We start from the raw sequence: 25,319 nt of genomic DNA, 5'->3' as shown, positions 1-25,319 counted from the left end.
GTAGGTCTGGGTTGTGACGCCATCCTGCGCGGTGCCCACGACGGTGATGGTGTTGTCGCCAACGTTGAGGTTGATTGCACCCGAGGCATTGCCGGAAGTGACGGGCGTTCCGTTCACGGTGACGGTCGCATTGGCGTCCGTGACTGTGGGCGTGACGGTCAGGGACGTGACGGCATTGCCGACGGAGGCGGTGTAGATGGTGGTGCCGCTGGCGAAGGCTGGTGTCAGCGTGCCCTGGGACAGGACGAGGTTCGCCAGGGTGGCGACGGTTGAGGCCGGAGCGGCACGATTGACAGTGACCGTGTAGGTCTGGGTTGTGACGCCATCCTGCGCGGTGCCCACGACGGTGATGGTGTTGTCGCCAACGTTGAGGTTGATTGCACCCGAGGCATTGCCGGAGGCGACAGTGTTGCCGTTCACGGTGACGGTCGCATTGGCGTCTGTCACGGTGGGGGTGACGGTCAGCGATGTGACGGCATTGCCGACGGAGGCGGTGTAGATGGTGGTGCCGCTGGAGAAGGCTGGCGTCAACGTGCCCTGGGACAGGGCGAGGTTCGACAGGGTGGCGACAGCAGACGCTGCCCTTGTGACGTCCACCGTATAGGTCTGCGTCGTGGTGCCGTCTTCGGCGGTGACCACGACGGTGATGATGTTGCTGCCAACATTGAGGCTGATGGCGCTCGAGGAAATGCCGGAGGTGACGGCAACGCCGTTCACTGTGACGGCTGCGTTGGCGTCTGCAACTGTGGGCGTGACGGTCAGCGACGTGACGGCGTTGCCGACGAAAGCGGTGTAGCTTGTCGTGCCGCTGGAGAAGCCTGGCGTGAGCGTGCCCTGGGACAGGGCGAGGTTCGCCAAGGTGGCATCGGTTGAGGCAGGAGCATTGATCTGCAGGGAATAGGCTGCGCTGCCAAAGACGTTATCAGTATCCGTTGCAGTGATTGTGAAGTTCGCTGTGCCTGCGGTTGTGGGAGTGCCGGTCAGCTCGCCGGTGCTGGCATTGAGGCTGACGCCTGCAGGGAGACTGCCGTTGGTGACAGCGTAAGAATATCCACCTGCACCGCCGGATGCGGAGACGGTTTGACTATAGTTTACGCCTTCTTGTCCGGCCGGAAGTGCGCCTGCAGCGGGAGAGAGGGTAATTGGTGGGTTTGCCGTGCAAGAGACACGCAAGGTGACGGAAGCACCGGTGGCAATACCCGTGTTATTCCGGGATGCAGTAAGCTGGATGTAAATTCCGTCATTGTCGGAAACGGTAAATGACCCGGTTCTTGAAAATGAACCGTCAGTGGAAGTTACTGCGGAATAAGTTGGCGTACCGCTGAGTCCGCCAATGTCAAATTGGGCAGATGTATTTCCTGAGCCATCGGCTGTTCCCGTCGCGTGAAACGAAATCGTCTCGCCAGATACAATTGCAGGGCCGTCGAAGAGAAATTCGGAGAGCTGCCCTGAGGTTATGTTGGAGACAGAGTAGGTCTGCCCGCCGGACCAATTCGTATTCACATCCAGACAGGCTTGAGATGGAGCTGCCTCTGCCCGGGGGGCAGTCAAGAATGTGGCCGTGAACACAAGGCTGACGAGCAGGGCAAGATACTTGATAAAATGCAAGGGGGAGAGACGAGGCCAGGTGCGCATGACGTCCTGGTATTTCACTCCCGGCGCTTTATGCTGGCCGGCCGTCCTGCAGCGCGGCTTTGCATTGGCCGCAGCCTGGCTGCCTGTGATGCCTCGCATGCTTCATTCCCCCATGGCCAGGATAGCGTGATCCTGCAAACTCATCCCCTCAGAAACAGCTCTCTAAAACCCGCAAGGTTTCCCTGTCCCGGCAGCTCAACGCTGGAGTGACGTAAGAATAATCTGGGTTTTGCGTGAATCACCGCAGCAGGTCACACAATCATAGAGTGCTTTTCTATGGTTTTCTTGCCATACCTTGCGTGTACGGGCAACGCTTTTGCAACGCTGCCCGTACAATTTATGGGGGAGTTTCCGTTACGGCCTGTCGGGGTAGAGGCCGTTGATCATGATGCAGTAGCTCATGGCAAGTGAGGGGGACTGATTCGCGAAGGCGGTGGCACCGCCTGTGACGCCAATTCCCACGGTGCCGCCGGTGATGCCTGAGTTGTACGTGAAGTTGATGGGGCCATTACCGGCGGCACCCGTCAGTTGCACGTCGAGGCCGCTCAGTGCCACGTCTGCGGCAGTGCTTGTGGATGGCACATAGATATTCGCAGCCTGGATGCCTGCTGTGGGCGCTTTACCGAGATAGGCATTGGCCGACAGCGTTGGGGTGCCAACTTCATCCTTCGCATTGAGTTTTGCGGTAACACCCAGAGTACCGGCGGATGCCGGGACATTGACTGTCTGAGGTCCACCGCCGGTGCCAGTGAATGTGGCCGTGTGAGTGTGCGGCGGCAGGTTGGCTATTGTAAGGGTTGTTGTCTGCGTGCCGGAGTGGGCGGCGAAAGGCTGCGGGAGCATTCCCGGTCCTGTGCCGTAGTGGAGTATTGCCCGGCCGCGCAGATCCGGCAGTGCGAACTGTCCGCTCTGCGCGGAACCGCCATACTGGGTTCCGATCAGGCTGTAGAGCGCCTGATTGCCGTTGATCGCAATCTGCCGCCCGTCGGCCGGCAGCCAGTTCCGCGGGCACCAGTTGAAGGCAAATGCACAGACGCTGCCGATATAGGATTCCATGTTGCAGGCCTGTGCCGGAGCTGAGCTGCCGATCACGAGGGCGGTGCTGCCTGCGCCCAGCATGGCGAGGGCGCCGAGGGTGGACAGACCCTGTCCGAAGATACGGGCGGGTTTGAGCTGCTTTCTCATCCTGAACTCCAGTTTGGTTTCATGCGGTCCGGCGCGCACGGCTGGCGTGTGCGTCTGCCGCCCATTGAAGGGGACGGATGAGTGGAGTTATCGTGAAGTGCCGCTGCTGTATTTTTCTTGATATAGATTATTATTATTGGTTTAACTTTATTTCTCTTGGATTTCTGCTGTTGCCTGATCTTTCTGGTTTTGAAAAATTTGTAATTTGTTTAACCTGCATGCACAGGTTGAGAGAATGCGCCTGAGGGCGGTCTGCCTCCGGCCGGTCGCCGGGTGTTCCGGCGGGTAAATGAGGAGCGAGTGGGCGCGCATTGCATTGCGGGTAACGCCTGACAACTGGCCGCGCGGACTTGACCGGCTACTTGACCGGCAGATGCTGGCGAGGGACAGCCGGATGGCGGTGTTATCTTTCGCGCAAGGGCAGGGCGACGGTGTCCTTGACCGTGTTGACGACAATGCGGGACTGAACGTCGGAGACCAGCGTGTTGTCGAGCAGCTTCAGCCGCAGGAAGTTGTCGTAGGCCTTGATGTCCTCGGTGACCACCTTGATCAGATAATCCACCGCGCCGGTGATGCGCTCGCAGGTGACGACCTCCTGCCAGTGATGCACCAGCTTGTCGAAGGTCTCCATGTTCTCACGGCTGGGCACGGTCAGCTTGACGAAGGCGTAGGCAACGAAGCCGAGGCCGACAGCCTCGCGGTCGACAATGGCCGCCACCTGCCGGATGACCCCCATCTCCTTTAACTTCTTGATACGGCGCCAGCAGGGCGTCTGGCTCATGCCGGCCGCCCGGGCAATCTCGGCGATGGATTGGGAAGCGTCCCTCTGGAGAACACGCAAAACGCGGATATCGGAGGGATCAAGAAGAAAATTCTCTATCATGCGCCTATCGGGGAAGGAAATCACGGCCAGAGGCCTGGCTGGCGGCACAATAGCACAGAAATCACCCACGAAAAGGAGGATATTGGTCAGTGAGAAACCGCGTTGGCACCCGGGAGTAGAAGGCGGGCGTCAGGCGGCCGAGGAGGGAACCGATGAACGCTTACGCGCCCGTGGTGTCGCTGGACGACAAATATACCGCAACAGGCGGCCGGATCTATCTGACCGGCATTCAGGCGCTGGTGCGCCTGGCGCTAGACCGGCAGCGGCTGGACCGGATGGCCGGTCTCAAAACCGGCGGGTTCATCTCCGGCTACCGCGGCTCGCCTCTGGCTGGCTACGACACGGAACTCACGCGTGCCCGCAAGCATATTGCAGCCCATGATGTGGTGTTCAAGCCCGGCGTGAACGAGGAGCTGGGCGCAACGGCGGTCTGGGGCTCGCAGAAGCTTCGCTTGCATGGCAAGGGCTCCGATTTCGACGGCGTCTTTGGCATCTGGTATGGCAAGGCGCCGGGTGTGGACCGGGCAGGGGACGTGCTGAAACAGGCCAATGCCTCGGGTGTGGACCGCAACGGCGGCGTGCTGGCACTTGCAGGCGATGATCATCTGGCCAAATCCTCGATCCTTCCGGCGCAGAGTGAATTCTTTTTCGAACATGCCGAAATCCCGGTGCTCAATCCTTCCGACATTCAGGATGTGCTCGACTTCGGCCTGCATGGCTTCGAAATGTCGCGCTTTGCCGGCTTGTGGTCGGCGCTGATCTGCCTTGCTGATACGATGGATGCTTCGGCGACCATTTCGGTCAATGCGGACCGGCTGCATTTTGTGCGCCCCGAGCAGGACCCCTGGCTGTTGCATGACCTCAATCGTGTGCTGCTGCTGGGCAACCGGCTGGAGACGGAACGCCTGTTGCGTGATGTGCGCATCCCGGCGGCTCAGGCCTATGTGCGGGCAAACCGGCTGGACCGGGTGGCCTTCGGCGCAAGCCGTCCGCGCCTTGGCCTTGTGGCCACAGGCAAGGCCTACCGGGATCTGCTGCAGGCGCTGGATCTGCTGGGCATCAATGAGCAGCGCGCGAAGGAAATCGGCCTTGCGGTCTACAAGGTGGCGCTGGCCTGGCCGCTGGAGCCTTCAGGCCTTGCCGAGTTCGCGCGCGGCCTCAACAAGCTGATGGTGGTAGAGCACAAACGCGCCTTCCTGGAGCCGCAGATCAAGGAAATCTCCTATCACTGGCCAGCAGATGCCCGCCCGCGCATCTGGGGCAAGCGCACGCCGGAAGGCGAGCCGCTGCTGTCTGACGTGCTGGAGCTTTCCGTCGCCGAAATCATCCGGGCGCTGCTGGGCTATCTGCCGGAAGATGTGGTGACCGATGAGATGCGGGATGTGAGTGCCCGCATGAACAATCAGGTGATGTGGGCGCAGGGGCATGCGGAGCGCGCAGCGCGCATTCCCTATTTCTGCTCCGGCTGCCCGCATTCCTCTTCCACCGTTGTTCCGGAAGGTGCGCGCTCGCTGCCCGGCATTGGCTGTCATGCCATGACCGAACAGGCAGGCCGCACCACTGACGGGCAGATCGCCATGGGCGGTGAAGGTGTGCTGTGGGTGGGGCAGAAGGACTTTGCCCGCGACACCCACGTCTTCGCCAATCTGGGCGACGGCACCTATTTCCACTCCGGCATATTGGCGATCCGCCAGGCGGTGTCCTCCAAGGTGCCGATCACCTACAAGATCCTCTACAACGACGCGGTGGCCATGACCGGCGGCCAGCCGCATGATGGCCCGCTCACCGTGCCGCAGATGACGCGCCAGCTGGAAGCCGAAGGCGTGGCGCGCATTGCCGTCGTCAGTGAGCGGCCGGAAACCTACACCGGCCGCAAGGATCTGGCGCCGCTGGTGGAGGTGCTGCACCGGGATCATCTGATGGAGGTGCAGCGCGAGTTTCAGAAGGTGGATGGCGTCACCATCATCATCTACGACCAGACCTGTGCCGCCGAAAAGCGCCGCCGCCGCAAAAAGGGCGCCTATCCGGACCCGGATCTGCGGCTGTTTATCAACGACCGGGTGTGCGAGGGCTGCGGCGATTGCTCGGTCCAGTCCAACTGCCTGTCGGTGGAGCCGGTGAAAACCCGCTACGGCGAAAAGCGCCAGATTAACCAGTCCAGCTGCAACAAGGATTTCTCCTGTGTGAAGGGCTTCTGCCCCTCCTTCGTGGAAATCGAGGGTGCGGCGCTGCGCAAGGCGGAAACCCATGGCGTGGATGTGGACAGCCTTTTGTCCGGCCTGCCGGTGGTGGAGCTGCCCGGTCTTGAGCGCACGCTGAACCTGCTCATCGCCGGCATCGGCGGCATGGGTGTGACGACGATCTCCGCCGTGCTGGCCATGGCTGCGCATCTGGATGGCAAGCAGGCCTCGACACTGGATATGACAGGCCTTGCCCAGAAGGGCGGGCCGGTGACCTCGCATGTGCGCTTTGCCTCGCTGGCCCGTTCGATCGAGGGACCGCGCGTGCCCACCGCCAGCCTTGATGTGCTGATTGCCTCCGACATGGTGGTGGCCACCAATGCCGAGCAGCTGGCCCTGACCAACCGCTCCGCCACGCGCGTCTTTGCCAACACCCGCGTGGCGCCAACGGCGGAATTCGTGCTGAAGCAGACGCTTTCCTTTGACGAGGCACGGATGCTGAAGTCGCTGGAGGCTGCTTCCATCCTGTGCAAGGCAGCGGATGCGGCGACGATTGCAGAGAAGCTTCTGGGTGATGCGATCTATGCCAACATGATGCTGGTGGGCATGGCCTTCCAGAGCGGTGCGCTGCCGGTGAGTGCGGAAGCCATCGAAACGGCGCTGCATCTCAATGGCGCGCAGGTGAAGGCCAATGTGAAGGCCTTCCGTGCCGGGCGTGTGCTGGCGGCAGCCCCTGAAAAGATCCTCGCCGCTCTGCCGCAGCCGGAAAAGCTGGAGCCGGAAACCCTGGACGAGCGCATTGCCCGTCAGGAGCGCGAGCTGGCGCTTTATCAGGATGCTGCCTATGCAGCCCGGTTCCGCAAGCTGATCGATGCCGTGCGGGCTGCCGATGCGGCGCACGGTCCCGGCACCTTCCGCCTGACTGAAACGGCGGCGGACATGCTCTACAAGGTCATGGCCTACAAGGACGAGTATGAAGTAGCACGGCTTTATGCCGATCCCGCCTTTGCCGCAAAGCTCAAGGCCCAGTTCGAGGACCCGAAGAAGGTGAAGGTGATGCTGGCCCCGCCGCTGCTGTCGCGGGGCAAGGACCCGAAGACCGGGCGCCCGGCCAAGATGGCGTTCGGCCCCTGGGTGTTCAGCGCCTTCCGCCTGATGTCGAAGATGAAAGGCTTGCGCGGCACCGCCTTCGACCCCTTCGGCCGCACGGCTGAGCGCCGTGCCGAGCGGGCGTTGGTGGCAAGCTATTCGGCTGATCTGCAGACCATCATTGCCGCGCTGCCGAAGGCAGGCTACGGCCTGCTGGTGGAACTGGCCCGCGTGCCGGATCTGGTGCGCGGCTATGGCCCGGTGAAGGAAGAGAACCTGAAGAAGGCAGAGGCGAAGCGCAGGCAGCTGCTCGACCGTCTCAAGGGAGAGACACCGGAGTTTGCCGAGGCGGCTGAGTAAATTCAGCCGCTGCCGCAGCGGCATAGGTGTCTTTCCGGCTGCACGTGCACCGGCGCTCCGGATATGGCAATGTCATGCCTCCGTTAGAGGAGGCATGACAGGAGGATCGTCATCATCCGTAATCAAAGTCTCTTCACTGCTGCCGGGTGCCGTGCAGATGCAGGCTGTCATCACGATGGTTCCTCATCATGATCGCGCTGCTGCTTGGCGGAACCGGCCTGTTTCTCGCCGGTATGTGGATGATGACAGACGGCCTCAAGCTGGCGGCCGGAAAGGCGCTTGAGGGGCTTTTGCGCAGTGCCACCGGTGCACCCTGGCGGGGCGTTCTTGCCGGCATTGCCGTGACGGCGGTTGTTCAGTCGTCCAGCGCCGTCACCGTGGCCACCATCGGCTTCGTCAACGCCGGTCTTTTGTCGCTGGCCCAGTCAGTCTGGGTCATCTTCGGCACCAACATAGGCACCACGATGACCGGCTGGCTGGTGGCAACACTTGGCTTCAAGCTGGATATCGTCAGTCTCGCCCTGCCGCTGCTGGGGGCGGGCATGATCATCCGTGTTGCGGCCGGCTCACGCGGAAGGCTGTCGGGGCTGGGGCAGGCGGTGGCAGGGTTCGGCGCCTTCTTCCTCGGTATCGGCTTTCTGCAGCAGGCCTTTGGTGACGTGATCGTGCCCCCGGCCCTGTCCAGCCTTGCCCAGTCGCCGCTGCTCGGAGTTCCGGTGTTTGTGGCCGTGGGCATTGGCCTGACGCTTCTGACCCAGTCCTCCAGTGCCGCCATGGCGCTGGTGCTGACGTCGAGTGCGGGGGCGGGGCTGCCGGTGTTCCTTGGCGCTGCCGCGGTCATCGGCACCAACATCGGCACCACGTCCACGGCCGGTTTCGCCGCACTGTCGGCAACGCCGCCTGCCCGCAGGGTCGCTGCCGCCCATATTGCCTTCAACGGCCTGACGGCCTGCGCTGCATTGGTTTTGCTTTATCCATTATTGCAGCTGGCTCAATGGCTTGCGGCAGAAGTGTCAGGAAGTGATTCAGGTGCTGCCGATACCGCCCTGGTGCTGGCTGTCTTTCATACCCTGTTCAATTGCATGGGCCTGATCCTGATCTGGCCCCTGACCGGCAAACTGGTGAACTGGCTGGAGCACCGTTTCGTCAATGCACAGGAGAAGATCGGCCGTCCGGAGTTTCTCGACCCGACCTTGCGTCCTGTTCCCCAGCTGGCCTTGCGCGGCCTGCTGCTGGAGACGGACAGGCTGTCCGGCATCGTGCATGATTTTGCACGCGACTGTCTGGCTGAACCGCGCGCGGCGGCTGCCGGGCTTGAAGCGCTGCTGACCGGCAGTCTTGCGCTCGGCCGGGCCATCCGCAGCTTCATCGAGAACATGAACAAGGAAGCGATGCCGCAAGCTGTTGCGGCGGCGATACCTGATGTCATCCGCGGGGTGCAGCATCTGGAGGAAGTTGCACAGTTCTCGGCAGCAACCCTCTCTGATGCTGCGCTTGAGCCGCTGGGAGAGGTCCGGCAGGACCTGGAGCGCATGCGCCAGTCTGCTCTGAAGGCCCTGACCTTGGGGCAGCCTTCCGCAGAGAACCCGGTTCCGCCTGAAGGGTTTGAAGCGGCGGCGACCGAAACCGAGACACTTTACCAGTTGACGAAAGCCTCTCTCCTGTCTCGCGCAAGCCTGGCGGGCGAACATGTCGAGACGATCGAACGCAGTCTCCTGCAGATCCAGCAAATGCGCCGTTGCGTCCGGGCTTCCTGGAAGGCACACCGGCGTCTGGACCGCTGGCTTCTGGGTTTGAAACGGGATGGCATTCCTCGTGCGGCAGGGCGTCCCGCAGATTAGATCATGTCTTCTTGAGTGAAATTTTGGGCTGTCTTCTTTTGAGTGACCTAGCGTTCAACTCTTGTCTAGATCTTGAATTTATTATTATTTATGAAGTCCTCGAGCTCATTTTCCTGTATTAATTCAGGTTTAATTACTTTGCTCCAGAGTGCCTTTAAAGATTTTCGTAGGGTTGTTAAATGAACCTCGGCCAATGGAGTGTCAGGAACAAGGTTCTTCTGCCTGTCTGGATCATGGCAGCCTTCGTCGTTCTCGTGGTGTCCACCAATCTGGTCATCCTGCGGAGCGAGCTGGAGCGCGGGCACGTGGAAAAGGTGCGCGCGCTCGTCGAATCTGCCCGTTCCATTGCGGAAGAAAGCTACCGGCTGGCGCAGGATGGGATGCTGAGCGAGGAGGCGGCCAAGAACAAGGCGCGCGATGCCATCCGGGCGATGATCTTCAATGGCGGTGCGCGCGTCTTCGTCTTTGATGAGGCCGGAAACCGGATTGTCAGCAACACAGTGGCTGAAGAAGGCACCAGTGCCTGGGACGCCCGCCACACCCGGGACATGATCCGCAACGGCCTGAACGGCGGCGGCGTCACCTATTACAAGGGTGCCAGAACACTGGATGGGGTTACCACCCGCGGCAGACCCAAGGCCGCATGGTCTGAGCATTTTGCCCCGTGGGGGTGGGTCATTTCCTCTGCGGTCTATCTGGATGACGTGAACACCTCCTTCTGGAACCATCTGTTGCGCTTCGCCTTGATCTTCGGGGCGGTTGGATCGCTTCTGCTGCTTTGGGTCAATGCCATCGTCGGCAGCATTACCGGTCCGGTCTTGCGTCTTACGGCCAACATGAAGCAACTGGCGGACGGCGACACGGATGTGACCGTCGAGGACACCGGCCGATCCGACGAGATCGGCCAGATGGCGGCGGCCATGCGAACCTTCGTCTCCTATGAGCAGGAGCGCCATGCACTGCACGAAAAGCTGGAAGAGCTGGCCTTTTCGGACAGCCTGACAGGTCTCGCGAACCGTGCTTCCTTTCAGGACCGGTTGCAATGCGAACTGGACCGGGCTGCGGCAAACGAAACCCATTGCGCGCTGATCGTGGTTGATCTCGACCGGTTCAAGGCGATCAATGACACCATGGGCCATGCGGCCGGAGACGCTGTTCTGGTTCAGACGGCGCGGCGGATTGAGGCAGCCTTTAGCGGGCGCGCATTTGTCGGGCGGCTGGCAGGTGATGAGTTCTTTGTGGTTCTGCCTGGCCTGCCGGGTGTCGAAGAAGCCATGGCTCAGGCAAATCAGCTTGTTGAGGCCATGCGCCAGCCCATCACGGTTGAAGATGCGGTGCTTCAGGTGTCTGTCAGCGCCGGTGTGGCCGCAGGTCCCGGCGACAGTGCCAGCGCTCCGGCGTTGTTCCGCTTTGCAGATCTTGCCCTTTACGATGCCAAGCAGGCCGGCGGCAATTGCGTGCGTGCCTACAGGATACAGATGGGCGAAACCATCGAGAAGCGGTTCAAGCTTGAGACCATGATGAATGGCGCGCTCAAGCGCGGCGAGTTCAAGGCCGCCTTCCAGCTGAAGATGGATATGGCCACGGGCCACGCTGCCGGAGCGGAAGCACTGTGCCGGTGGGTTCATCCGCGCCTTGGCAACATCAGCCCCGCCGAGTTCATTCCGGTGGCTGAGGAAACCGGCCAGATCATTGCCATCGGCAATATGATGCTGCGCGAGGCCTGCAAGTTTGCGGTTCAAGTCAACCGGCCAGCTGCGCCGGCCATGGTCATCGCTGTGAATGTGTCGCCGCGCCAGCTGATGAATGGCGACTTTCTGGTCCGGCTGCGCGATTGTCTTGCAGGCACTGGCTGCCAGCCGGAATGGCTTGAACTGGAGATCACCGAAAGCCTGCTTCTGGCAGAGGGCGGCGGCGTGCGTGAGACGCTGGAGCAGATCGCAGCCATGGGTATCGGCATCGCCATCGATGACTTCGGCACGGGCTATTCCGCACTGAGCTATCTGCACCGTTTCCCGATCACGGCCCTCAAGATCGACCGCTCCTTCATGAACGGTATTTGCAGTGATCCGCAGCAGGAAATCCTTGTGCGGACCATTCTGGCCATGGCCCATGGTCTTGGCCTGGAGACCACGGCTGAGGGCATCGAGACCGAGGAGGTGGCCCGCAAGCTCGCTTCCATGAACTGCCGCTTCGGCCAGGGCTATCTCTGGCACCGCCCGGCGCCAGCGGATGAAACCTCCAGCGTCATGTACGGTCTGGCCATGGCCTGATCCGGAGCCGTTTCGCAGGGCATCATTTTTCCTTGCCTTGCAGCTCTTGCCAGGCAGGCAGCGTGTCGCCTTTTGCCGGGGTGGCATGATAGACTCCGCGGGCAATGGCACGGGCGAGGGTGGAGGCAGCGGCGGCACCCAGTTCGATCATGTCTGCCAAGGGTTCTTGCAGCCTGTGGCGGCCGGTGGAGAGCGCAAAGACAAGGTCCCCGTCCATGGGCGTGTGTGCAGGCCAGAGTGCACGGGCAAGGCCGTCATGCGCCATGACCGCCAGACGCTTGGCCTCTGCCTTTGTCAGAATGGCATCGGTGGCAACGATGGCAATCGTGGTATTGGCACCTGCGCGCAGGGCATCATGCTTTGTGCGAGGCTGCACTGCATCTACGGGCAAGGGACACGGCAGTCCAAGTCCACCGAACTCATTGCCCTGCTCGAAAGGCGCCGCCCAGAAATGCGGTCCATCGCCCATGGTGGCCCGGCCAAGCGCATTGACGGCCACCAGCGCTCCCACGGTGGCGCCGCAGGAGAGGCGCAGGGAGGCAGAGCCGAGCCCGCCCTTCAGGTTTGCCGTTGTTGCTCCGCAGCCCGCGCCATGGCTGCCGAGCGCAAAGTCCAGCCCCGCTGCCGCAAGGGCGGCGCGGCCAAGCTCCCGGTAGGGGGCGTAGTCTCCCCAGTTCTTGTCCCCGCCATTCATTAGGTCAAACAGGATGGCGCCGGGCACGATCGGCACGCGCACGGGGCCGACCTGAAAGCCGCGGCCCATGGCGGCAAGCCCGGCCTGCACACCGGCGCCTGCATCAAGCCCGAAGGCCGACCCGCCGGAAAGCACCAGCGCATCGACCTTCTCCACCGTCTGGTCCGGCTCCAGCAGGGCCGTGTCACGGGTTCCGGGCGCGCCGCCGTGAATGGCAACGGAGGCCACGGCCGGTTCATCCGGCAGCAGCACCGTCACGCCGGACTTCAGCGTCAGATCCTCTGCTGATCCAACGCTGAGGCCTGGAACATCCGTGATCAGATTGCGCAAGGTCTTATTCCTTCCGGTGCTTGCATTGTGTTGCAGCAGCCGTTGGCCGCCGGGGATATCTTCCGAGCTTAGGAGGCTTTGCTGCCGGTTGAAAAGGGGCATGCCTGTGGCGTGGTTCAAGGTGGCATCCGGCTGCTGCCTTGGCTAGGATGCGGGCGGTGACGGAAGCCGGTATGTGATGAGGCACGGACTTATGCGGCAGTTCAAGAGCTTGGCGCTATTTGCTGCGGGACTGGTGATGGCCGGTATGCTGACCGGCGTGCTGGCCGCTCCTGCACAGGCGGACATTCGCATTGCCGTTGCCGCTGCCTTTTCCGGCCAGTTTGCGCCATTGGGGGATCAGATCCTGGCCGGAGCGCGGCTGGCGGTTGAAGACATCAACGCCAGTGGCGGCCTGCGCGGGGAAAAGCTCGTGCTGGAGGAAGCCGACGACCGCTGCGATCCGGAACGGGCCAAGGCTCAGGCCAATCAGCTCACCGGCAAGGGCGTGCAACTTGTCATCGGGCATGTGTGTTCCAGCGCCACACTGGCGGCAGCTCCCGTCTATGCGGAGGCGGGACGCATCCAGATCACGGTGGCTTCCGCGCTGCCGCAACTGACTGAAGCACGGCCGGGGCCGGGCTTCTTCCGGCTTGGCCCGCGTGAGGATGCCACAGCACCCTTCATCGCGGACCGTCTCGCCCGGGACTTTGCAGGCAAGCGCATCGGCCTCGTCACTGACCGCAGTGGCTATGGCAAGGATTTTGCGGCCCGTATCAAGGCAGCGATGCAGGCGAGGGGTCAGACACTTGCGCTGGAGCAGGAGTTCGACGCCGGTGCACGCGACTTGAAGCCACTTGCTTCGACGCTTAAGGGCGAGCGGCTGGATGTTGTGGTGCTGGGCGCATATGCAGGTGATGCCGGTAATCTCGCTGCTGCTTTCGGCTGGCTTGGGGCGCAGGTTCCGGTGCTGGCCGGCGATGCCGCCATGGGCATGGAGTTTGGAGCTGCTGCAGGCGAGGCGGCAAGTCTTGTGGAAGTCGCCTTCATGGCGGACGCAGCCGCCATCCCGGACAGTCCGGCAGGCGAGGTGGCACAGCGCCTGCGGCAGGCCGGGGCCGTGCCGTCTCCCTATGCCATCGGCGCCTATGCGGCCGTCCAGCTTTTTGCAGCTGCGGCGGACAACGCGGAGACCCTGGACTTTGCGGGCGTTGCGGCTGCGGTCCAGTCTGGCGGATTCGAGACCGTGAGCGGAAGCATTTCCTTTACGCCCGAGGGCGACCGGCAAGGTTATGGCCTCTCCTGGTACCGCTGGGAGGATGGCCGCTTCCGGCTTTCGAGTTCGCAGCGTTAACGTTCTTTTAAGATTGGCTTTCCGGGCCATGCCGAAGGAGCGGCCCTTGCGCTAGAGTGACAGACAGAGGCGGCTGAGCGCCGCTCCCTTCTGTTTATCTGTCCGGGGCTGCCATGCGCCGTTTCGTCCTGTTGATGTGCTCTTTCGCCGTTCTGGCTGCTGCTGCCGCTCTTTATGTGGTTCCGGCACAGGCCGGTGGCGAGCGGGTCGCCTTTGCCGCGCAAGGTATTGCGCCGGGGACCATCGTCATCCGCAACAGCGAAAGGCGGCTCTACCTGGTGCTCGGGCAGGGGCAGGCGCTGTCCTATCCGGTGGCGGTGGGCAAGAAGGGCAAGTCCTGGACGGGACGCACCTATGTGACGGGCCGCTATCTCCGTCCGGCCTGGATTGCCCCTGCCGTCGTCAAACGTGACTTCCCCCAGTTGCCGGACAGGATCGAGGGCGGTGCGCCGAACAATCCGATGGGCGTTGCCGCGATGACGCTGGCTGGCGGTGAGTTCGCCATCCACGGCACCAACCGGCCCGGCAGCATCGGCCGCCCGGTGTCGTATGGCTGCATCCGCATGCACAATGAACATATCGCCGACCTGATCCAGCGCGTGCGCGAAAACACCCCGGTGATCGCGCTGCCGTGAGACTGGCTCACTTGAGCAGTGGCAAGGACCCGCACAGGCGGTCAATCGCCTTTCTCGGCCCTGCGGCAAGAATCGCCTGAGGCTCGTGATCCTTCAGGGGGGAGGCGGCGATGCGTGCCGTGTAATCCGCATAGTTCCGCGCCTCGAAGGCGGCACGCATGTAGGCGAGGCGGACCGGCAGGTTTTCTGCGGCGGCAAAGAGGCTTGCAAGGTCTTCGGAGGCTGCACCCAGAACCGGTACAGCCACCTGTGTGATGCCATCCAGCAGCATGCCGTCACGGTCTGGTGTGGCCGGACCGATCAGCTCCGGATGGAGCCGTCCGAGGCTCATGCCCAGAATGGCGGCAAAGTTGGCCTGCAGTCCTCTCGGCAGGCTGGTGGACAGGATGATGACGGGTTTCAGTGTCATGGCAGGGCTCCTTTTGCGGCAGCCATGCCATGTGTGCAGAGCCATGGTATTGGACGAAATTGACCTTTCCGCCTGTCTGCGCAGAGCGCGGATCAGTGGCGGATGAGACTGCCCGGCGTGATGCCAAGCTGGCGGCGGAACTGGCGGATCATGTGGCTCTGGTCGCAGAAGCCCGCCGCCAGCGCCGCATCTGCCGGTGCCATTCCGCCAAGGATCAGTGCTTGAGCCTGTCTGGTCCGCATGCGCAGGACCGTAGCATGGGGCGTCAGGCCGGTGGCGCGGGAGAAGCTGCGGATCAGGTAGGAGGGCGTCAGCCCGGCAAGGGCCGCAAGACCCTCAAGGGAGAGATCGTCTCCAGCAGCAACGCCTTCCGCAATCCGCTCCCGCACCAGTTTCACGGCTGCCGGTTCCTGACCGGCAGGCCTGAGTGACGCCCGGCCATGGCGGGTGAAGGCAAGGCCGAGCACAGCCTGCATGGCCTCTTCCACAGCCAGCCGCCAGCCCGGGGCAGCGGGAGCATTGACGCGCTGGGCAAGGCGGCTCAGTGCCTGCGTCAGGTAAAGTCCTTCGTCCCTTGGGGCGACGGTGGCAAAGCCGCGCAAGTCCTTGAGATCCAGCAGGGCACGCACTGCAGCTTCGCTGGCATAGACCATGTTGTAGCGCACGCTGCCAGCTGCCGCGTGGCCGGTGTGGGGCTCTTCCGGGTTCATCAGAGACAAGGACCCTGCGGGCAGCAGCATCTGTTCGCCCCGGCAGAGATAGCCGCCAACCCCTTCGGCAATGGCCCCTATGGCAAAGCCTTCATGGGCGTGGCGGCTGAAGGTCTGAGTGCTGAAATCGGCTTCGTAAAGCTCAATGCCTTGCAGCCAGCCAAGGTGGTGGTACCGGTTGGCAGGCATCAGCCGCCCGCCTTGCGCAGCCAGTGGCGTGGATCAGTGGAGGCCGCAGAAGGCCCGGCGCTTTCGCCTGACAGCGTGCGCACCAGATCGGCGACTGCATCCAGCGAATGCGCGGCGCGGAACTCGTCCACATGCGGCAGCATGGCCCGGATGCCCTTGGCTTTGGCTTCGAACCCGTCAAACCGCAGCAGCGGATTGAGCCAGATCAGCCGCCGGCAGGAGCGGTGCAGGCGGGAGATTTCCCGCGCCAGATCTTCATCCGTGTCCCGTTCCAGCCCGTCGGTGATCAGTAGAACCGTTGGCCCGCCCGACAGCACGCGGCGGGACCAGAGGCGGTTGAACTCGTGCAGGGCGGTGGCAATGCGCGTGCCGCCGGACCAGTCGGCCACACCGGCGGAACAGGCGGCCAGCGCTTCGTCAGGGTCTTTCATGCGCAGCTGCCGGGTGACGTTGGTGAGCCTTGTGCCGAACAGGAAGGTATGCACGGCGGGCCGGGTTTCCGTCAGCGCATGCATGAAATGCAGGAGCAGGCGGGAATACTGGCTCATGGAGCCGGAGATGTCGCACAAGGCGATGAGCGGCGGGCGTTTTTCCTGCGGCTTGCGGTGCTTCAGGTCAATGATGGCTCCGCCTGCGCGCAATGTGGCACCCAGCGTGCGGCGCGGATCAATGCGGCCTCGCGGGGCAGGGGCGAGACGGCGGCGGCGGATCGTGTCCTTCGGCATCGCCATGGCGCGGAGCGCTGCCTTGGCTGTTTCGACTTCGTCGGCCGTCATCTGGGCAAAATCCCGCGATTGCAGCAGCTCGCGGCCGGAGACGGTAAAGCGGGCATCCACTTCCACCTCGGGCTGCTCCTCGCGCGGCTCACGCTCGCGGGCGGCCTTGAAGGCCTGCGAGACGCGGGTCTGTCCGGCCTTGGGCTTTTCCGGCGTGCCCCGCGGCGGGGCGACGGGGGAGAGGATGGCCAGCATCTTCTCAATGAGCCCGCGGCTCTGCCAGTAGATGCGGAAAGCCTCGTCAAACAGCACCCGCTGCTCGCGCTTGTGAACGAAGACGGCGTGAAGCGTCCAGTAAAAGTCCTCGCGGCTGGAAATGCCGCTCACCTCCACCGCCCGCACAGCGTCAATAATCGAAGCCGGGCCAGCCGGTAGACCTGCCTTGCGCAAGGTGCGGGCGAAGTGCACGATATTCGCCACCATGCGGCCATCAAGGCTGGACGCCTGTTCTGCTTGCGGGGCGGCGGGTGTGGTCATGGGCGAGGGGCTCAGACGTTCGGCATGACGGCAGGTGCTGAGGGCAGGGTGTTGCGGATCTCCTCCACCATCTGCCGCAGCTTCGAGCCGCGCACCCGCTCGATATCGTCCTGATACTTCAGCAGGACGCCAAGCGTGTCACTGGCCATGTCCGGGTCCAATGCCAGTTCGTTCAGTTCGGTCAATGCGGTTGCCCAGTCGAGGGTTTCGGCAACGCCGGGCTGCTTGAACAGGTCTTCCGTTGCCCGCAGGCGCTGGACGAAGGCGACGATTTCCGCCGTCAGCCGCTCCGGTGCGCCCGGCACCTTGCGCCGCACGATCGCCAGTTCACGCTCTGCATCCGGGTAATCGACCCAGTGGTAGAGGCAGCGGCGCTTGAGGGCGTCGTGGATTTCGCGGGTCCGGTTGGTGGTGATGATCACCACGGGCGGCTCCTGCGCCCTGATAGTGCCCAGCTCCGGCACGGTCACCTGATTGTCGGCCAGCACCTCCAGCAGGAAGGCCTCGAAGGCCTCGTCGGCGCGGTCCAGCTCGTCGATCAGGAACACAGGCGGGCCGGAGAGCGAGGGCTCCAGCGCCTGCAGCACCGGGCGCTTGATCAGGAAGCGTTCGCCGAAGATGGAGCGGGAAAGGTCTGCATGATCCGTGTCTCCGGCAGCTTCCGCAATGCGGATCTCTACCATCTGTGCGGCATAGTTCCACTCATAGACGGCAGAGGCGATGTCGAGGCCTTCGTAGCATTGCAGGCGGATGAGGTTGCGGCCCAGCGTGGAGGCCAGAACCTTGGCGATTTCCGTCTTGCCAACGCCGGCCTCGCCTTCCAGAAACAGCGGCCGCTTCATGCGCAGCGCCAGATGCAGCACGGTTGCCAAGTCACGGCCGGCGACATAGCCGCCCTGATCCAGCAGCGCCAGCGTGCCGTCGATACCTTCAGGAAGGGGAGTGCGAGCGGTGGTCATGCAGAAGGGCTCCCGGAACGTGCGGCCCGGCCTGAAAGCCGGAACTCTTGCCTTTAGTCCCTAACATATAGCCGCCAGCGGCAAGGCATAGCCCCTTTGCCGCAATTCATGGCCAGAATGGATCATGCTTAAGCAGCATTTCCCCGGAAGCTGAGGGTTTTGACGGACTTGCGAAGCAGAAGGGGGGCTGGCACGCAAAGGGGGCTGAGGATGGACGATCTGTGGGGCATGCGGTTGCGGGCCCGCAGAAACCTTGAGGGAGAGGGACATGACAATGCTTTTCACGCGAGGGCTGCGCGCTGCGGCCGTGGCGGTGATTCTGTTCGCTGCACCGGGTGGTTCTGCGGTGCAGGCGCAGGGAACACTTGCAGAGGCGGCGCAGGTGGAGCGCGGCAAACTGATCGCAAAAGAGGCCTGTGCGGCTTGCCACGCCATCGGCACGGATGATGCCTCGCCCAATGCGGACGCTCCGGCGTTTCGTGACCTTGGGCAGCGGTATCCAGTCGAGGATCTGGCGGAAAGCCTGGCCGAGGGCATTGTCACAGGTCACCCGGACATGCCGGAGGTGGCGCTGGAGGCGCAGGATGTGACATCCTTCATAGCCTGGCTGAAGAGCATCCAGAGTGTCAGCGGTACTGGCAGCACTCGCTGAGACTGGCTGCTAACATATTGAAAAATATAGCTAAGACGTATTTTTTAGTTGCGCGTTTACTTCGCTGGCGCGACACTTTTGCCGTGGTTTGGTCAAGGCATGAGGTGTTCCATGGGCACAAGCGAAGACTTCCGCAAGCAGATGGCAGGCTACGGGCTGCTGACGGCTGAAATCCTCTACAGGATGCCGGATCATCCCGCCCTTCTGCAGAGCTTCCTCTGGCAAACTGAAGACAAGGCCCCGAATTTTCCGGAACTGCGCCGGTTCTTGGCCTTCTGGGAGCGGGAGATTCACGCATTCATCCACTCGGTGCGTCTGGCGCATCAGGACCTGATCGGCCCGCGTGATGTGCGCTATGCCAAGGGCGAGTTCCTGATCCATTGAGGACCGCCGCCCCGGGCTTTTCCACGGCAGGTCTCTCCCCTGCCGTGGGCCTTCTTGAAGGTGGAACCTAACCCTGCCGGGGCTTCATCACTTCTTCTTGCAGCTGCCGCCATCCGGATACGGCGGGCCCCAGATGATGAAGTTCGAGAAGCCGGTGCCGCCCGAGGCAAAGTCCAGCAGCTCGTCCGGGAGCTCATCCTGTGCGATGGAACGCGGCAGGACGAGGATTGCCTCGCCCGGAGTTTCCTCGACAACGGTGATTTTCATGCCCGGAATAGGGTCGGTGCCAAGCAGGCTCTTGATCGCCGCGTGCGGATTGGCCTTCAGTTCCTCGCGAAACGCGCTGTCAGCCATAGCCTTTTCGATCAGCGCCTTTTCAATGTGCTGGCGCGCCTGTGCAATCGGATCATGGGTCGGCATGTAAATGGGTCCCCTGAATTCTCTCTGAAAATGGAGGGCGTGACCGTCACGCCCTCCGGTGCCTGTCAGCCGTTACTTCTTCTTCTTGCAGCCGCCATCCGGATACGGGGGGCCATAGAGGATGAAGGCCGAGAAGCTGACGCCGCCAGAAGCAAAGTCCAGCAGATCGTCAGGCAGTTCGTCCTGCCCTATGGAGCGCGGCAGCACGAGAACCACTTCGCCCGGGGCCTCTTCAACCACGGTGATCTTGTAGGATGGGATCGGGTCATTGCCGATCAGTTCCTTGATAGCCGCATGCGGGTTGCTCTTCAGCAGCTCGCGGAACTCAGCATCGGACGAAGCCCTCAGAAGCAGGTGCTTCTCGATATGCTGGCGGGCCTGGGTAAGCGGATCAACTTCAGACATTGTGGAAGGACTCCTGTAATTTCGAGACAGAGACCGTCTGGCCCGAATGGGAAGAAGGTTGCCGTTACTTTTGGGCAGGGCAGAGCCGTGCAAAGGTCATGCTGCCTTCGGGTATGACAAAGGAAGAGAAGCTGACGCCGCCCGAAGCCATGTCGAGCAGTTCATCCGGCAGTTCATCCTGAGCAATGGAGCGCGGCAGAACGAGGACAACCTCGCCGGGAGCCTCTTCCACGACGGTGATTTTCAGCGAGGGAATCGGATTTGTGCCCAGCAACGACTTGAGAGCCGCATGCGGATTGGCCTTCAGCTCCTCGCGAAAAGCGCTATCAGACACGGCCTTTTCGACAAGAGCCTTTTCGATGTGCTGACGCGCCTCGGCAATAGGATCAATTGCGGACATTAAGTATTCTCCTCAAAACGTCATCAAGACACAGGTTGCTTTGCGCCTGCATTTTCAATGCAGAAGCCGCTTCCTTGCTGTCTGTTGTATCCAGTGATGATCTTCTGCGGAGAACTTGACCCCAAATCTGCCGTTCACAGCCTCTCACGGCCTTGGCTGCACTCCCAGCCCCTTGCCGTCGCGCATGACGGCGCGGGCTTCCGGCCGGAAATCCGAGCCTTCGCCCTCGTGCAAGACAAAGCCAGGCATCAGCCTCAATGGCGCCTTGCTGGCGCGGATGGCGCGCAGCAGAATGCGGGTGGCGGCGGCATCGGCACGCGGGCGCAGCGGGATGATGTCGATGGCGCCGAACCGGCCCTGAAACACGTCCAGCAGCTCCTGCAGGCCATCGGCGCGGAAGATGACGGTGAGCGTTCCGCCTTCGCGCAGAATGTCGGTTGCCGTCTTTGCCCAGGGCTCCAGCCCGCGCTCGTCCAGTACATGGGCGCTGGCCCGCTCGCCCGAGGGCGAGGCCCGGAACTGGCCGTGCTGATAGTAGGGCGGGTTCATGATTACGTGATCGGCCATGCAAGGGGTGAGCCCCGCCGCGTGGCGCAGCGAGCCCTTGGCTGTGATGTCGGCTTCCAGCATGCTGATGCGGGAGGCGAAAGCACTATTGAGGGGATCAGTCAGTGCGCGCCGGGCGAGCAAGGCCGCCAGCGGGTCTATCTCCACCAGCGTGACGCGGATGTCTGCAAGGCGTGCGGCCGCGCAGAAGCCTGCGGTGCCAACACCTGCGCCCAGATCCACGACATGGCCCTTTGTGCCATCGGGCAGGGCCGCTGCCAGATAGACCGCATCAAGGCCGGCACGGTGGAAACCCTTTGCGGGCTGTTCGACGGTTACAAGCCCGCCCAGAAAGGCATCGCGTGTGGTGGCAATGCCTTCAGGCAAGTCAAGGGCGTGCAGGAACGGGCTGGTCACGTCAGCGTCCTTCTTCCGGCGTCAGCTCATGGCCAAGACCGGCATCACGCATCAGGCGGCGGGCGGCGGCAATCTGATCGGCCGGGACGAGGATTCGCCGGGGAATCATGGCGAGCGAACCTTCCAGAATGCTCATGTTGGCATCCGCGACAAAATGCGCGATGCCTGCTTCGTCAAACATCGCCCCGACAGCTGAAATGAGAACCAGATCATTGGTCTTCAGCAGTTCTTCCATGATCCCGGTTCCCCTATCTGAATAGAGCGTAGTGCAGACACATGGTTTATGCGTCTTTTCAGGTGGTGGACAACACTGTTCACTGCGTTGTCAAACGATTGATCCCTTGCGGGTGGACGCTAGCCGACCTATTGTCCGCCAAAACCAGCCTTGGGAGAGTGTTTTGGCAGCCGTCGCCGCTTCCGCACCCGAATTGAAGAAAGCCAAGCCCGCAATCCAGCCGCTCGTCGATCTGACGGCAGGCGGGATGGGGCAGGTCAACGATCTGATCCTGTCCAAGGCGGGATCGAATGTCGAGCTTATCCCCGAGATCGCAAAGCACCTGATCGACTCGGGCGGCAAGCGCCTGCGGCCCATGCTGACCCTCGCCATGGCGGACATGTTCGGCTACCGCGGCACGGGCCATGTCATTCTCGCGGCCAGCGTAGAGTTCATGCACACCGCGACGCTGCTGCATGACGACGTGGTCGATGAGAGCGACATGCGCCGGGGCAAGCTTGCGGCGCGCAAGCTCTGGGGCAATCAGGCGAGTGTTCTCGTCGGTGACTATCTGCTCGGCCAGGCTTTCAAGATGATGGTGGACGTCGGCTCGCTCGAAGCCCTGCGCATTCTGGCAGAAGCCTCCGCGATCATTGCCGAAGGCGAAGTGATGCAGCTGGGCGCGGCCAAGGACATTTCCACCAATGAGGCGCAGTATCTCAAGGTGATCGAGGCGAAGACCGCAGCGCTCTTTGCAGCTGCCGCCGAAGTCGGGCCTGTGATCGCCGGTGTCGGCGGTGCACAGCGCGCCGCTGCCCGCCGCTATGGCATGGACCTTGGGCTTGCCTTCCAGCTCGTCGACGATGCGCTTGATTACGGCGGGTCCAGTGCGGATCTGGGCAAGCAGGTAGGCGACGATTTCCGCGAGGGCAAGATCACCCTGCCGGTCGTCGTGTCCCTGGAGCGCGGCACGGACAGCGAGCGCGCCTTCTGGAAGCGCTGCCTTGAAGAAGGCGACATCCGCGATGGCGATCTTGAGGAGGCCATTGCTCTGATGCGCCGTCACGGTGCCATTGAGGAGACCATTGTTCGCGCCCGTCAGTATGGCGCCAGCGCCATGGCCGCTCTCGATGAATTGCCGCAGGGGCCACTCACGGACTCCCTGCGCGAAGCCGTCGAATTCTGCATCGCCCGGGTGAGCTGAGCCTCACCCGGCTTCCACTTCGCTTGCCGCAATCCACCAGCCGGGATGTTGTACACGCAGATCTTCTGCCAGTGCAGTGGCGGCCTCCGGCGCGCAGAGGGCGAAGCATGTGGCACCGGAGCCTGACATGCGGCAGAATTCGGCTGCCGGATGTGCGTTCAATGCTGCCAGAACATCTTCGATCACCGGTAACAGGGCGATGGCTGCGGCCTGCAGGTCATTGCGGGTGCCCTTGAGCCAGTTGACGAGATCCTGACGGGTGGCAAAGTCCGGCGGCATGCCCGGCAGAGGGGGATTGTCCCGGAGCTCAAGCGCCTTGAACACAGCAGGCGTACTGACCGCGACACCAGGGTTCACCAGCACCAGACCGCACCGGGGCAGCGGGGGCAAGGGGGCAAGATCCTCGCCGATGCCTGACATGCGGGCCGGTTGACCGGCCAGGCAGACGGGCACGTCCGCACCCAGTTTCAGCGCGATGGATTGCAACATGGCCGCGGGAAGGGTGAGGCCGGTGGCCTCTTGCGCCAGCAGCAAGGCCGCAGCAGCGTCAGCCGAACCGCCGCCGATGCCGGAGGCAACCGGCAGGTTCTTTTCCAGATGCACGGCAAGGGGGGGCAGCTGCACGCCGGAGGCGCGTTGCAGGGCGGTGATGGCGCGCAACACCAGATTGTCTTGCGCCGGGCCGCCGCCTTCAAGCGCGGAGGCAAAGGGGCCGTAGACAGTGAAAGAAGGGGCTTCAGCCGCCTGAAGGCTCAACCGGTCGCCCGTACCGGCGAAGACGGTGATGCTGTCCAGCAGATGATAGCGGTCTTCCCGCTGCCCTGTGACATGCAGGGCGAGGTTGATCTTGGCTCTGGCCCGGCAGGAAAAAACCGGCGCAGTGTCCGCGCCGGATGATGCTCCGTTCCCCCTCATGGCCGGATCAGCCGCCGTTCTTCGGCGGGGCGCTGGCTTCGACGGCCGCTGGAGTGTCGGGGAGACCGTTCTCGATCTTGTCGAGAATTTTCACAAGATCTTCCGGAGTCGGGCCCAGATCACGGGCGTGGTTCCACTGGAACCGGGCCTCAAGACGGCGGCCCACTTTCCAGTAGGCATCGCCCAGGTGATCATTGATGACCGGATCGGCCGGACGTAACTGAACTGCACGCTCCAGTTCGCGTGTGGCTTCCTCATAGCGGCCGAGCCTATAGTAGGCCCAGCCCAGGCTGTCGACGATATAGCCGTCGCTGGGCCGCAGACGGACAGCCGTCTGGATCATCTGCATCGCCTCATCCAGCTTCATGCCCTGATCAATGAGAGAATAACCCAGATAATTGAGCACTTGCGGCTGGTCTGGATAAAGCTCCAGCGCCGTGCGCAGGTCAATCTCCGCCTCGTTCCACTTCTTCAGGCGTTCCCGGCAGATGCCGCGGTTGTAGTAGAGGCCCCAATGCTCCGGCTGGGGCTTGTCGACCGTGTCGATGCCCTTGGTGTAGACCACCTCGGCCTCTGCGAACATCTCGCGGGAGCGCAGAACGTTGCCAAGCGCGATGATCGCTTCAAGATCAGAGGGATCCTTGTCGATGAGGGCCTGAAGATGCTGGCGGGCCTCATCCACCTTGTCGAGGGCGTTGAAGTTGAGGCCGATCTGGATCTCTGCATCCCGCTTCAGCGGGGAGCTGTCCGGCACCTGCTCCAGCGCGGTGATGGCTCGGTCAGGCGCATTCAGCCTGTTGTACAGCCCGCCAAGGGCAAGCGCGGCAAAGTCGCCGTCCTTATTGAGATCCAGCGACAGATTGAGAAGGGCCGCTCCCAGCTCTTCGGCGCCGTCATTGCCGATAGCCGACCCGAGGCCGCTCAGAAGCTCGGCAATTCCCATCAGAGGGTCTGCGACAACCGGGCCAAATTTCTCGCCCTTCTCGATCCGGGCACGGGTACCGGAAAGGATGGGGTGGCTGGGGATCAGCTGATCATACTGATCCAGAACAGCGAGTGCTTCTTTCTTCTTCCCGGCCGAGGCAAGCAGGATGGCGTAGGTGTCGGCAACTTTCAGTGCCCCGCGATCCGCATCGTAGGCTTGCTTGATCCGCGTGAGGGCAATGTCCATACGTCCTGCCTGCTGCGCCATCAGGGCGGCATGGTTATTCTTGAACACGTCGAACCAGTCAGGGCCCTTCAGGGCATCGAGGCCTGCCAGGGCCTTTTTCAAGTCGCCGGCTCCAAGGTCGAACCAGGCCCTTGAAATGCCCACTGTGAGGTCTGCAAGCGGACCACCGCCGTCATTTTCGAGAGCCTGAGATGCATCGCGGAAGCTGCCATCGCGCGCCAGATCAAGGCTTTTCAGGAGGCTTGCCATGAAGTTGCGGATCTTGAGGGCCTGCATGTCGTCGGCGAGAATGCGTGCGTCCTCAAAGTCACCACTGGCCATGCGCAGCATGAAAGCGCGCTCCACCAGAAAACCGTTCTCGGGATCGGTGCCGAGCGCTTCTTCGAAGAAGGCGGCTGCCGAGGGGAAATCATTCCAGCGGGTTGCGAGCCGGGCTGCAAGGTAGCTGCCTGCCTGGGTAACGGGAAGATCCTGAGGGGTGCCATATTGCTGCTCTGTTGCTGCCGTCTCTCCAGAGGAGGCCTGCACCTGCACCGGGACCATCAGAAGCGCTGCGCCAAGCAGCAAGCGGCTGCAGCGGCCTGCGGAAATCTTGCGCTTCTGCGCCGGAACGTCGGTCAACGTCGTCATCTT

At 62.5% G+C, this 25,319-nt stretch carries 23 protein-coding genes and 1 pseudogene; 8 read left to right on the top strand and 16 right to left on the bottom strand.

Annotated features, from left to right (window positions below; translation table 11 throughout):
- From V6L75_RS16900 to V6L75_RS16890, 4 genes and pseudogenes are all read right to left on the bottom strand, one after another.
- On the bottom strand, positions 1-858 hold an 858-nt coding region (locus V6L75_RS16900; protein WP_334252648.1), incomplete at its 3' end, for a cadherin-like beta sandwich domain-containing protein.
- 36 nt (positions 859-894) lie between these two features.
- Positions 895-1,635, bottom strand: a pseudogene (locus V6L75_RS21095) (Ig domain-containing protein); the annotation flags it as partial.
- Between the two features lie 354 nt (positions 1,636-1,989).
- On the bottom strand, positions 1,990-2,820 hold the full coding sequence (locus V6L75_RS16895; protein ID WP_334252647.1) for a phage tail protein: 831 nt from the start codon (positions 2,818-2,820) through the stop codon (positions 1,990-1,992).
- Positions 2,821-3,223: 403 nt separating this feature from the next.
- Positions 3,224-3,703, bottom strand: a complete 480-nt coding sequence (locus V6L75_RS16890) for an Lrp/AsnC family transcriptional regulator (protein WP_334252646.1) — start codon at positions 3,701-3,703, stop codon at positions 3,224-3,226.
- A gap of 152 nt (positions 3,704-3,855) precedes the next feature.
- Here V6L75_RS16890 and V6L75_RS16885 point away from each other — a divergent pair, with 152 nt between their 5' ends.
- The 3 genes from V6L75_RS16885 (at position 3,856) to V6L75_RS16875 (ending at position 11,446) form a co-directional block, all read left to right on the top strand.
- Positions 3,856-7,332 carry an indolepyruvate ferredoxin oxidoreductase family protein gene (locus V6L75_RS16885; protein ID WP_334252645.1) on the top strand — a complete coding sequence of 1,159 codons (3,477 nt, stop codon included), beginning with the start codon at positions 3,856-3,858 and terminating at the stop codon, positions 7,330-7,332.
- A 188-nt stretch (positions 7,333-7,520) separates the two neighbouring features.
- Entirely contained in the window at positions 7,521-9,173 is a 1,653-nt protein-coding gene (locus V6L75_RS16880; protein ID WP_334252644.1) for a Na/Pi cotransporter family protein, read from the top strand.
- Positions 9,174-9,352: 179 nt separating this feature from the next.
- A complete protein-coding gene (locus V6L75_RS16875; protein ID WP_334252643.1) occupies positions 9,353-11,446 on the top strand; it encodes a putative bifunctional diguanylate cyclase/phosphodiesterase in 2,094 nt (697 codons plus the stop codon).
- Positions 11,447-11,468: 22 nt separating this feature from the next.
- On the opposite strand, the gene V6L75_RS16870 is transcribed toward V6L75_RS16875, so the two are convergent.
- Complete coding sequence (locus V6L75_RS16870; RefSeq protein WP_334252642.1) at positions 11,469-12,470, bottom strand: P1 family peptidase; 1,002 nt, start codon at positions 12,468-12,470, stop codon at positions 11,469-11,471.
- Positions 12,471-12,648: 178 nt separating this feature from the next.
- Here V6L75_RS16870 and V6L75_RS16865 point away from each other — a divergent pair, with 178 nt between their 5' ends.
- Complete coding sequence (locus V6L75_RS16865) at positions 12,649-13,803, top strand: branched-chain amino acid ABC transporter substrate-binding protein (RefSeq protein ID WP_334252641.1); 1,155 nt, start codon at positions 12,649-12,651, stop codon at positions 13,801-13,803.
- Positions 13,804-13,916: 113 nt separating this feature from the next.
- A complete protein-coding gene (locus V6L75_RS16860; protein WP_334252640.1) occupies positions 13,917-14,438 on the top strand; it encodes a L,D-transpeptidase in 522 nt (173 codons plus the stop codon).
- A 7-nt stretch (positions 14,439-14,445) separates the two neighbouring features.
- Here V6L75_RS16860 and V6L75_RS16855 read toward each other — a convergent pair whose 3' ends face one another.
- From V6L75_RS16855 to V6L75_RS16840, 4 genes are all read right to left on the bottom strand, one after another.
- Complete coding sequence (locus V6L75_RS16855; RefSeq protein ID WP_334252639.1) at positions 14,446-14,847, bottom strand: DUF2000 domain-containing protein; 402 nt, start codon at positions 14,845-14,847, stop codon at positions 14,446-14,448.
- A 92-nt stretch (positions 14,848-14,939) separates the two neighbouring features.
- Entirely contained in the window at positions 14,940-15,746 is an 807-nt protein-coding gene (locus V6L75_RS16850) for an AraC family transcriptional regulator (RefSeq protein WP_334252638.1), read from the bottom strand.
- A complete protein-coding gene (locus V6L75_RS16845) occupies positions 15,746-16,999 on the bottom strand; it encodes a vWA domain-containing protein (protein WP_334252637.1) in 1,254 nt (417 codons plus the stop codon). The genes V6L75_RS16850 and V6L75_RS16845 overlap by 1 nt, the downstream gene beginning before the upstream one ends.
- Positions 17,000-17,010: 11 nt before the next feature.
- Positions 17,011-17,958: an AAA family ATPase gene (locus V6L75_RS16840; protein WP_334252636.1), complete on the bottom strand. Its 948-nt coding sequence runs from the start codon at positions 17,956-17,958 to the stop codon at positions 17,011-17,013.
- Positions 17,959-18,226: 268 nt separating this feature from the next.
- Between V6L75_RS16840 and V6L75_RS16835 the strand changes: the two genes are divergently transcribed.
- Positions 18,227-18,610, top strand: coding sequence for a c-type cytochrome (locus V6L75_RS16835; RefSeq protein WP_334252635.1), 384 nt, complete (start codon positions 18,227-18,229; stop codon positions 18,608-18,610).
- A 111-nt stretch (positions 18,611-18,721) separates the two neighbouring features.
- Positions 18,722-18,994 (top strand): usg protein, encoded by a 273-nt coding sequence (locus V6L75_RS16830; RefSeq protein WP_334252634.1) that lies wholly within the window; start codon positions 18,722-18,724, stop codon positions 18,992-18,994.
- Between the two features lie 87 nt (positions 18,995-19,081).
- Here the strand turns inward: V6L75_RS16830 and V6L75_RS16825 are convergent, their stop codons facing one another.
- From V6L75_RS16825 to V6L75_RS16805, 5 genes are all read right to left on the bottom strand, one after another.
- A complete protein-coding gene (locus V6L75_RS16825) occupies positions 19,082-19,414 on the bottom strand; it encodes an NHLP leader peptide family RiPP precursor (protein ID WP_334252633.1) in 333 nt (110 codons plus the stop codon).
- A 72-nt stretch (positions 19,415-19,486) separates the two neighbouring features.
- A complete protein-coding gene (locus tag V6L75_RS16820) occupies positions 19,487-19,819 on the bottom strand; it encodes an NHLP leader peptide family natural product precursor (protein WP_334252632.1) in 333 nt (110 codons plus the stop codon).
- Between the two features lie 64 nt (positions 19,820-19,883).
- The gene (locus V6L75_RS16815; RefSeq protein WP_334252631.1) at positions 19,884-20,219 is read right to left on the bottom strand and encodes an NHLP leader peptide family RiPP precursor; all 336 of its coding nucleotides are present in this window, start codon (positions 20,217-20,219) and stop codon (positions 19,884-19,886) included.
- Positions 20,220-20,363: 144 nt separating this feature from the next.
- Complete coding sequence (locus tag V6L75_RS16810) at positions 20,364-21,182, bottom strand: tRNA1(Val) (adenine(37)-N6)-methyltransferase (protein WP_334252630.1); 819 nt, start codon at positions 21,180-21,182, stop codon at positions 20,364-20,366.
- 1 nt (position 21,183) lies between these two features.
- Positions 21,184-21,417, bottom strand: a complete 234-nt coding sequence (locus V6L75_RS16805) for a putative signal transducing protein (RefSeq protein WP_334252629.1) — start codon at positions 21,415-21,417, stop codon at positions 21,184-21,186.
- A gap of 247 nt (positions 21,418-21,664) precedes the next feature.
- On the opposite strand from V6L75_RS16805, the gene V6L75_RS16800 reads away from it, so the two are divergent.
- Entirely contained in the window at positions 21,665-22,600 is a 936-nt protein-coding gene (locus V6L75_RS16800) for a polyprenyl synthetase family protein (RefSeq protein WP_425498800.1), read from the top strand.
- 3 nt (positions 22,601-22,603) lie between these two features.
- On the opposite strand, the gene V6L75_RS16795 is transcribed toward V6L75_RS16800, so the two are convergent.
- Complete coding sequence (locus V6L75_RS16795; RefSeq protein WP_334252627.1) at positions 22,604-23,515, bottom strand: 4-(cytidine 5'-diphospho)-2-C-methyl-D-erythritol kinase; 912 nt, start codon at positions 23,513-23,515, stop codon at positions 22,604-22,606.
- Between the two features lie 7 nt (positions 23,516-23,522).
- Positions 23,523-25,316, bottom strand: a complete 1,794-nt coding sequence (locus tag V6L75_RS16790; RefSeq protein WP_334252626.1) for a tetratricopeptide repeat protein — start codon at positions 25,314-25,316, stop codon at positions 23,523-23,525.
- Positions 25,317-25,319: the final 3 nt, after the last annotated feature.

It is taken from the genome of Pannonibacter anstelovis (assembly GCF_036881715.1).
GTDB lineage: Bacteria > Pseudomonadota > Alphaproteobacteria > Rhizobiales > Stappiaceae > Pannonibacter > Pannonibacter anstelovis.
Note: the sequence above shows the minus strand (reverse complement) of the source record. Positions and strands in the feature narration are given on the sequence as shown.

Coding starts and splice junctions, on each gene's coding strand:
- V6L75_RS16895 (WP_334252647.1), bottom strand. CDS start 2,820: ATGAGAAAGCAGCTCAAACCCGCCCGTATCTTCGGACAGGGTCTGTCC.
- V6L75_RS16890 (WP_334252646.1), bottom strand. CDS start 3,703: ATGATAGAGAATTTTCTTCTTGATCCCTCCGATATCCGCGTTTTGCGT.
- V6L75_RS16885 (WP_334252645.1), top strand. CDS start 3,856: ATGAACGCTTACGCGCCCGTGGTGTCGCTGGACGACAAATATACCGCA.
- V6L75_RS16880 (WP_334252644.1), top strand. CDS start 7,521: ATGATCGCGCTGCTGCTTGGCGGAACCGGCCTGTTTCTCGCCGGTATG.
- V6L75_RS16875 (WP_334252643.1), top strand. CDS start 9,353: ATGAACCTCGGCCAATGGAGTGTCAGGAACAAGGTTCTTCTGCCTGTC.
- V6L75_RS16865 (WP_334252641.1), top strand. CDS start 12,649: ATGAGGCACGGACTTATGCGGCAGTTCAAGAGCTTGGCGCTATTTGCT.
- V6L75_RS16860 (WP_334252640.1), top strand. CDS start 13,917: ATGCGCCGTTTCGTCCTGTTGATGTGCTCTTTCGCCGTTCTGGCTGCT.
- V6L75_RS16855 (WP_334252639.1), bottom strand. CDS start 14,847: ATGACACTGAAACCCGTCATCATCCTGTCCACCAGCCTGCCGAGAGGA.
- V6L75_RS16850 (WP_334252638.1), bottom strand. CDS start 15,746: ATGCCTGCCAACCGGTACCACCACCTTGGCTGGCTGCAAGGCATTGAG.
- V6L75_RS16845 (WP_334252637.1), bottom strand. CDS start 16,999: ATGACCACACCCGCCGCCCCGCAAGCAGAACAGGCGTCCAGCCTTGAT.
- V6L75_RS16840 (WP_334252636.1), bottom strand. CDS start 17,958: ATGACCACCGCTCGCACTCCCCTTCCTGAAGGTATCGACGGCACGCTG.
- V6L75_RS16835 (WP_334252635.1), top strand. CDS start 18,227: ATGACAATGCTTTTCACGCGAGGGCTGCGCGCTGCGGCCGTGGCGGTG.
- V6L75_RS16830 (WP_334252634.1), top strand. CDS start 18,722: ATGGGCACAAGCGAAGACTTCCGCAAGCAGATGGCAGGCTACGGGCTG.
- V6L75_RS16825 (WP_334252633.1), bottom strand. CDS start 19,414: ATGCCGACCCATGATCCGATTGCACAGGCGCGCCAGCACATTGAAAAG.
- V6L75_RS16820 (WP_334252632.1), bottom strand. CDS start 19,819: ATGTCTGAAGTTGATCCGCTTACCCAGGCCCGCCAGCATATCGAGAAG.
- V6L75_RS16815 (WP_334252631.1), bottom strand. CDS start 20,219: ATGTCCGCAATTGATCCTATTGCCGAGGCGCGTCAGCACATCGAAAAG.
- V6L75_RS16805 (WP_334252629.1), bottom strand. CDS start 21,417: ATGGAAGAACTGCTGAAGACCAATGATCTGGTTCTCATTTCAGCTGTC.
- V6L75_RS16800 (WP_425498800.1), top strand. CDS start 21,665: ATGGGGCAGGTCAACGATCTGATCCTGTCCAAGGCGGGATCGAATGTC.
- V6L75_RS16795 (WP_334252627.1), bottom strand. CDS start 23,515: ATGAGGGGGAACGGAGCATCATCCGGCGCGGACACTGCGCCGGTTTTT.
- V6L75_RS16790 (WP_334252626.1), bottom strand. CDS start 25,316: ATGACGACGTTGACCGACGTTCCGGCGCAGAAGCGCAAGATTTCCGCA.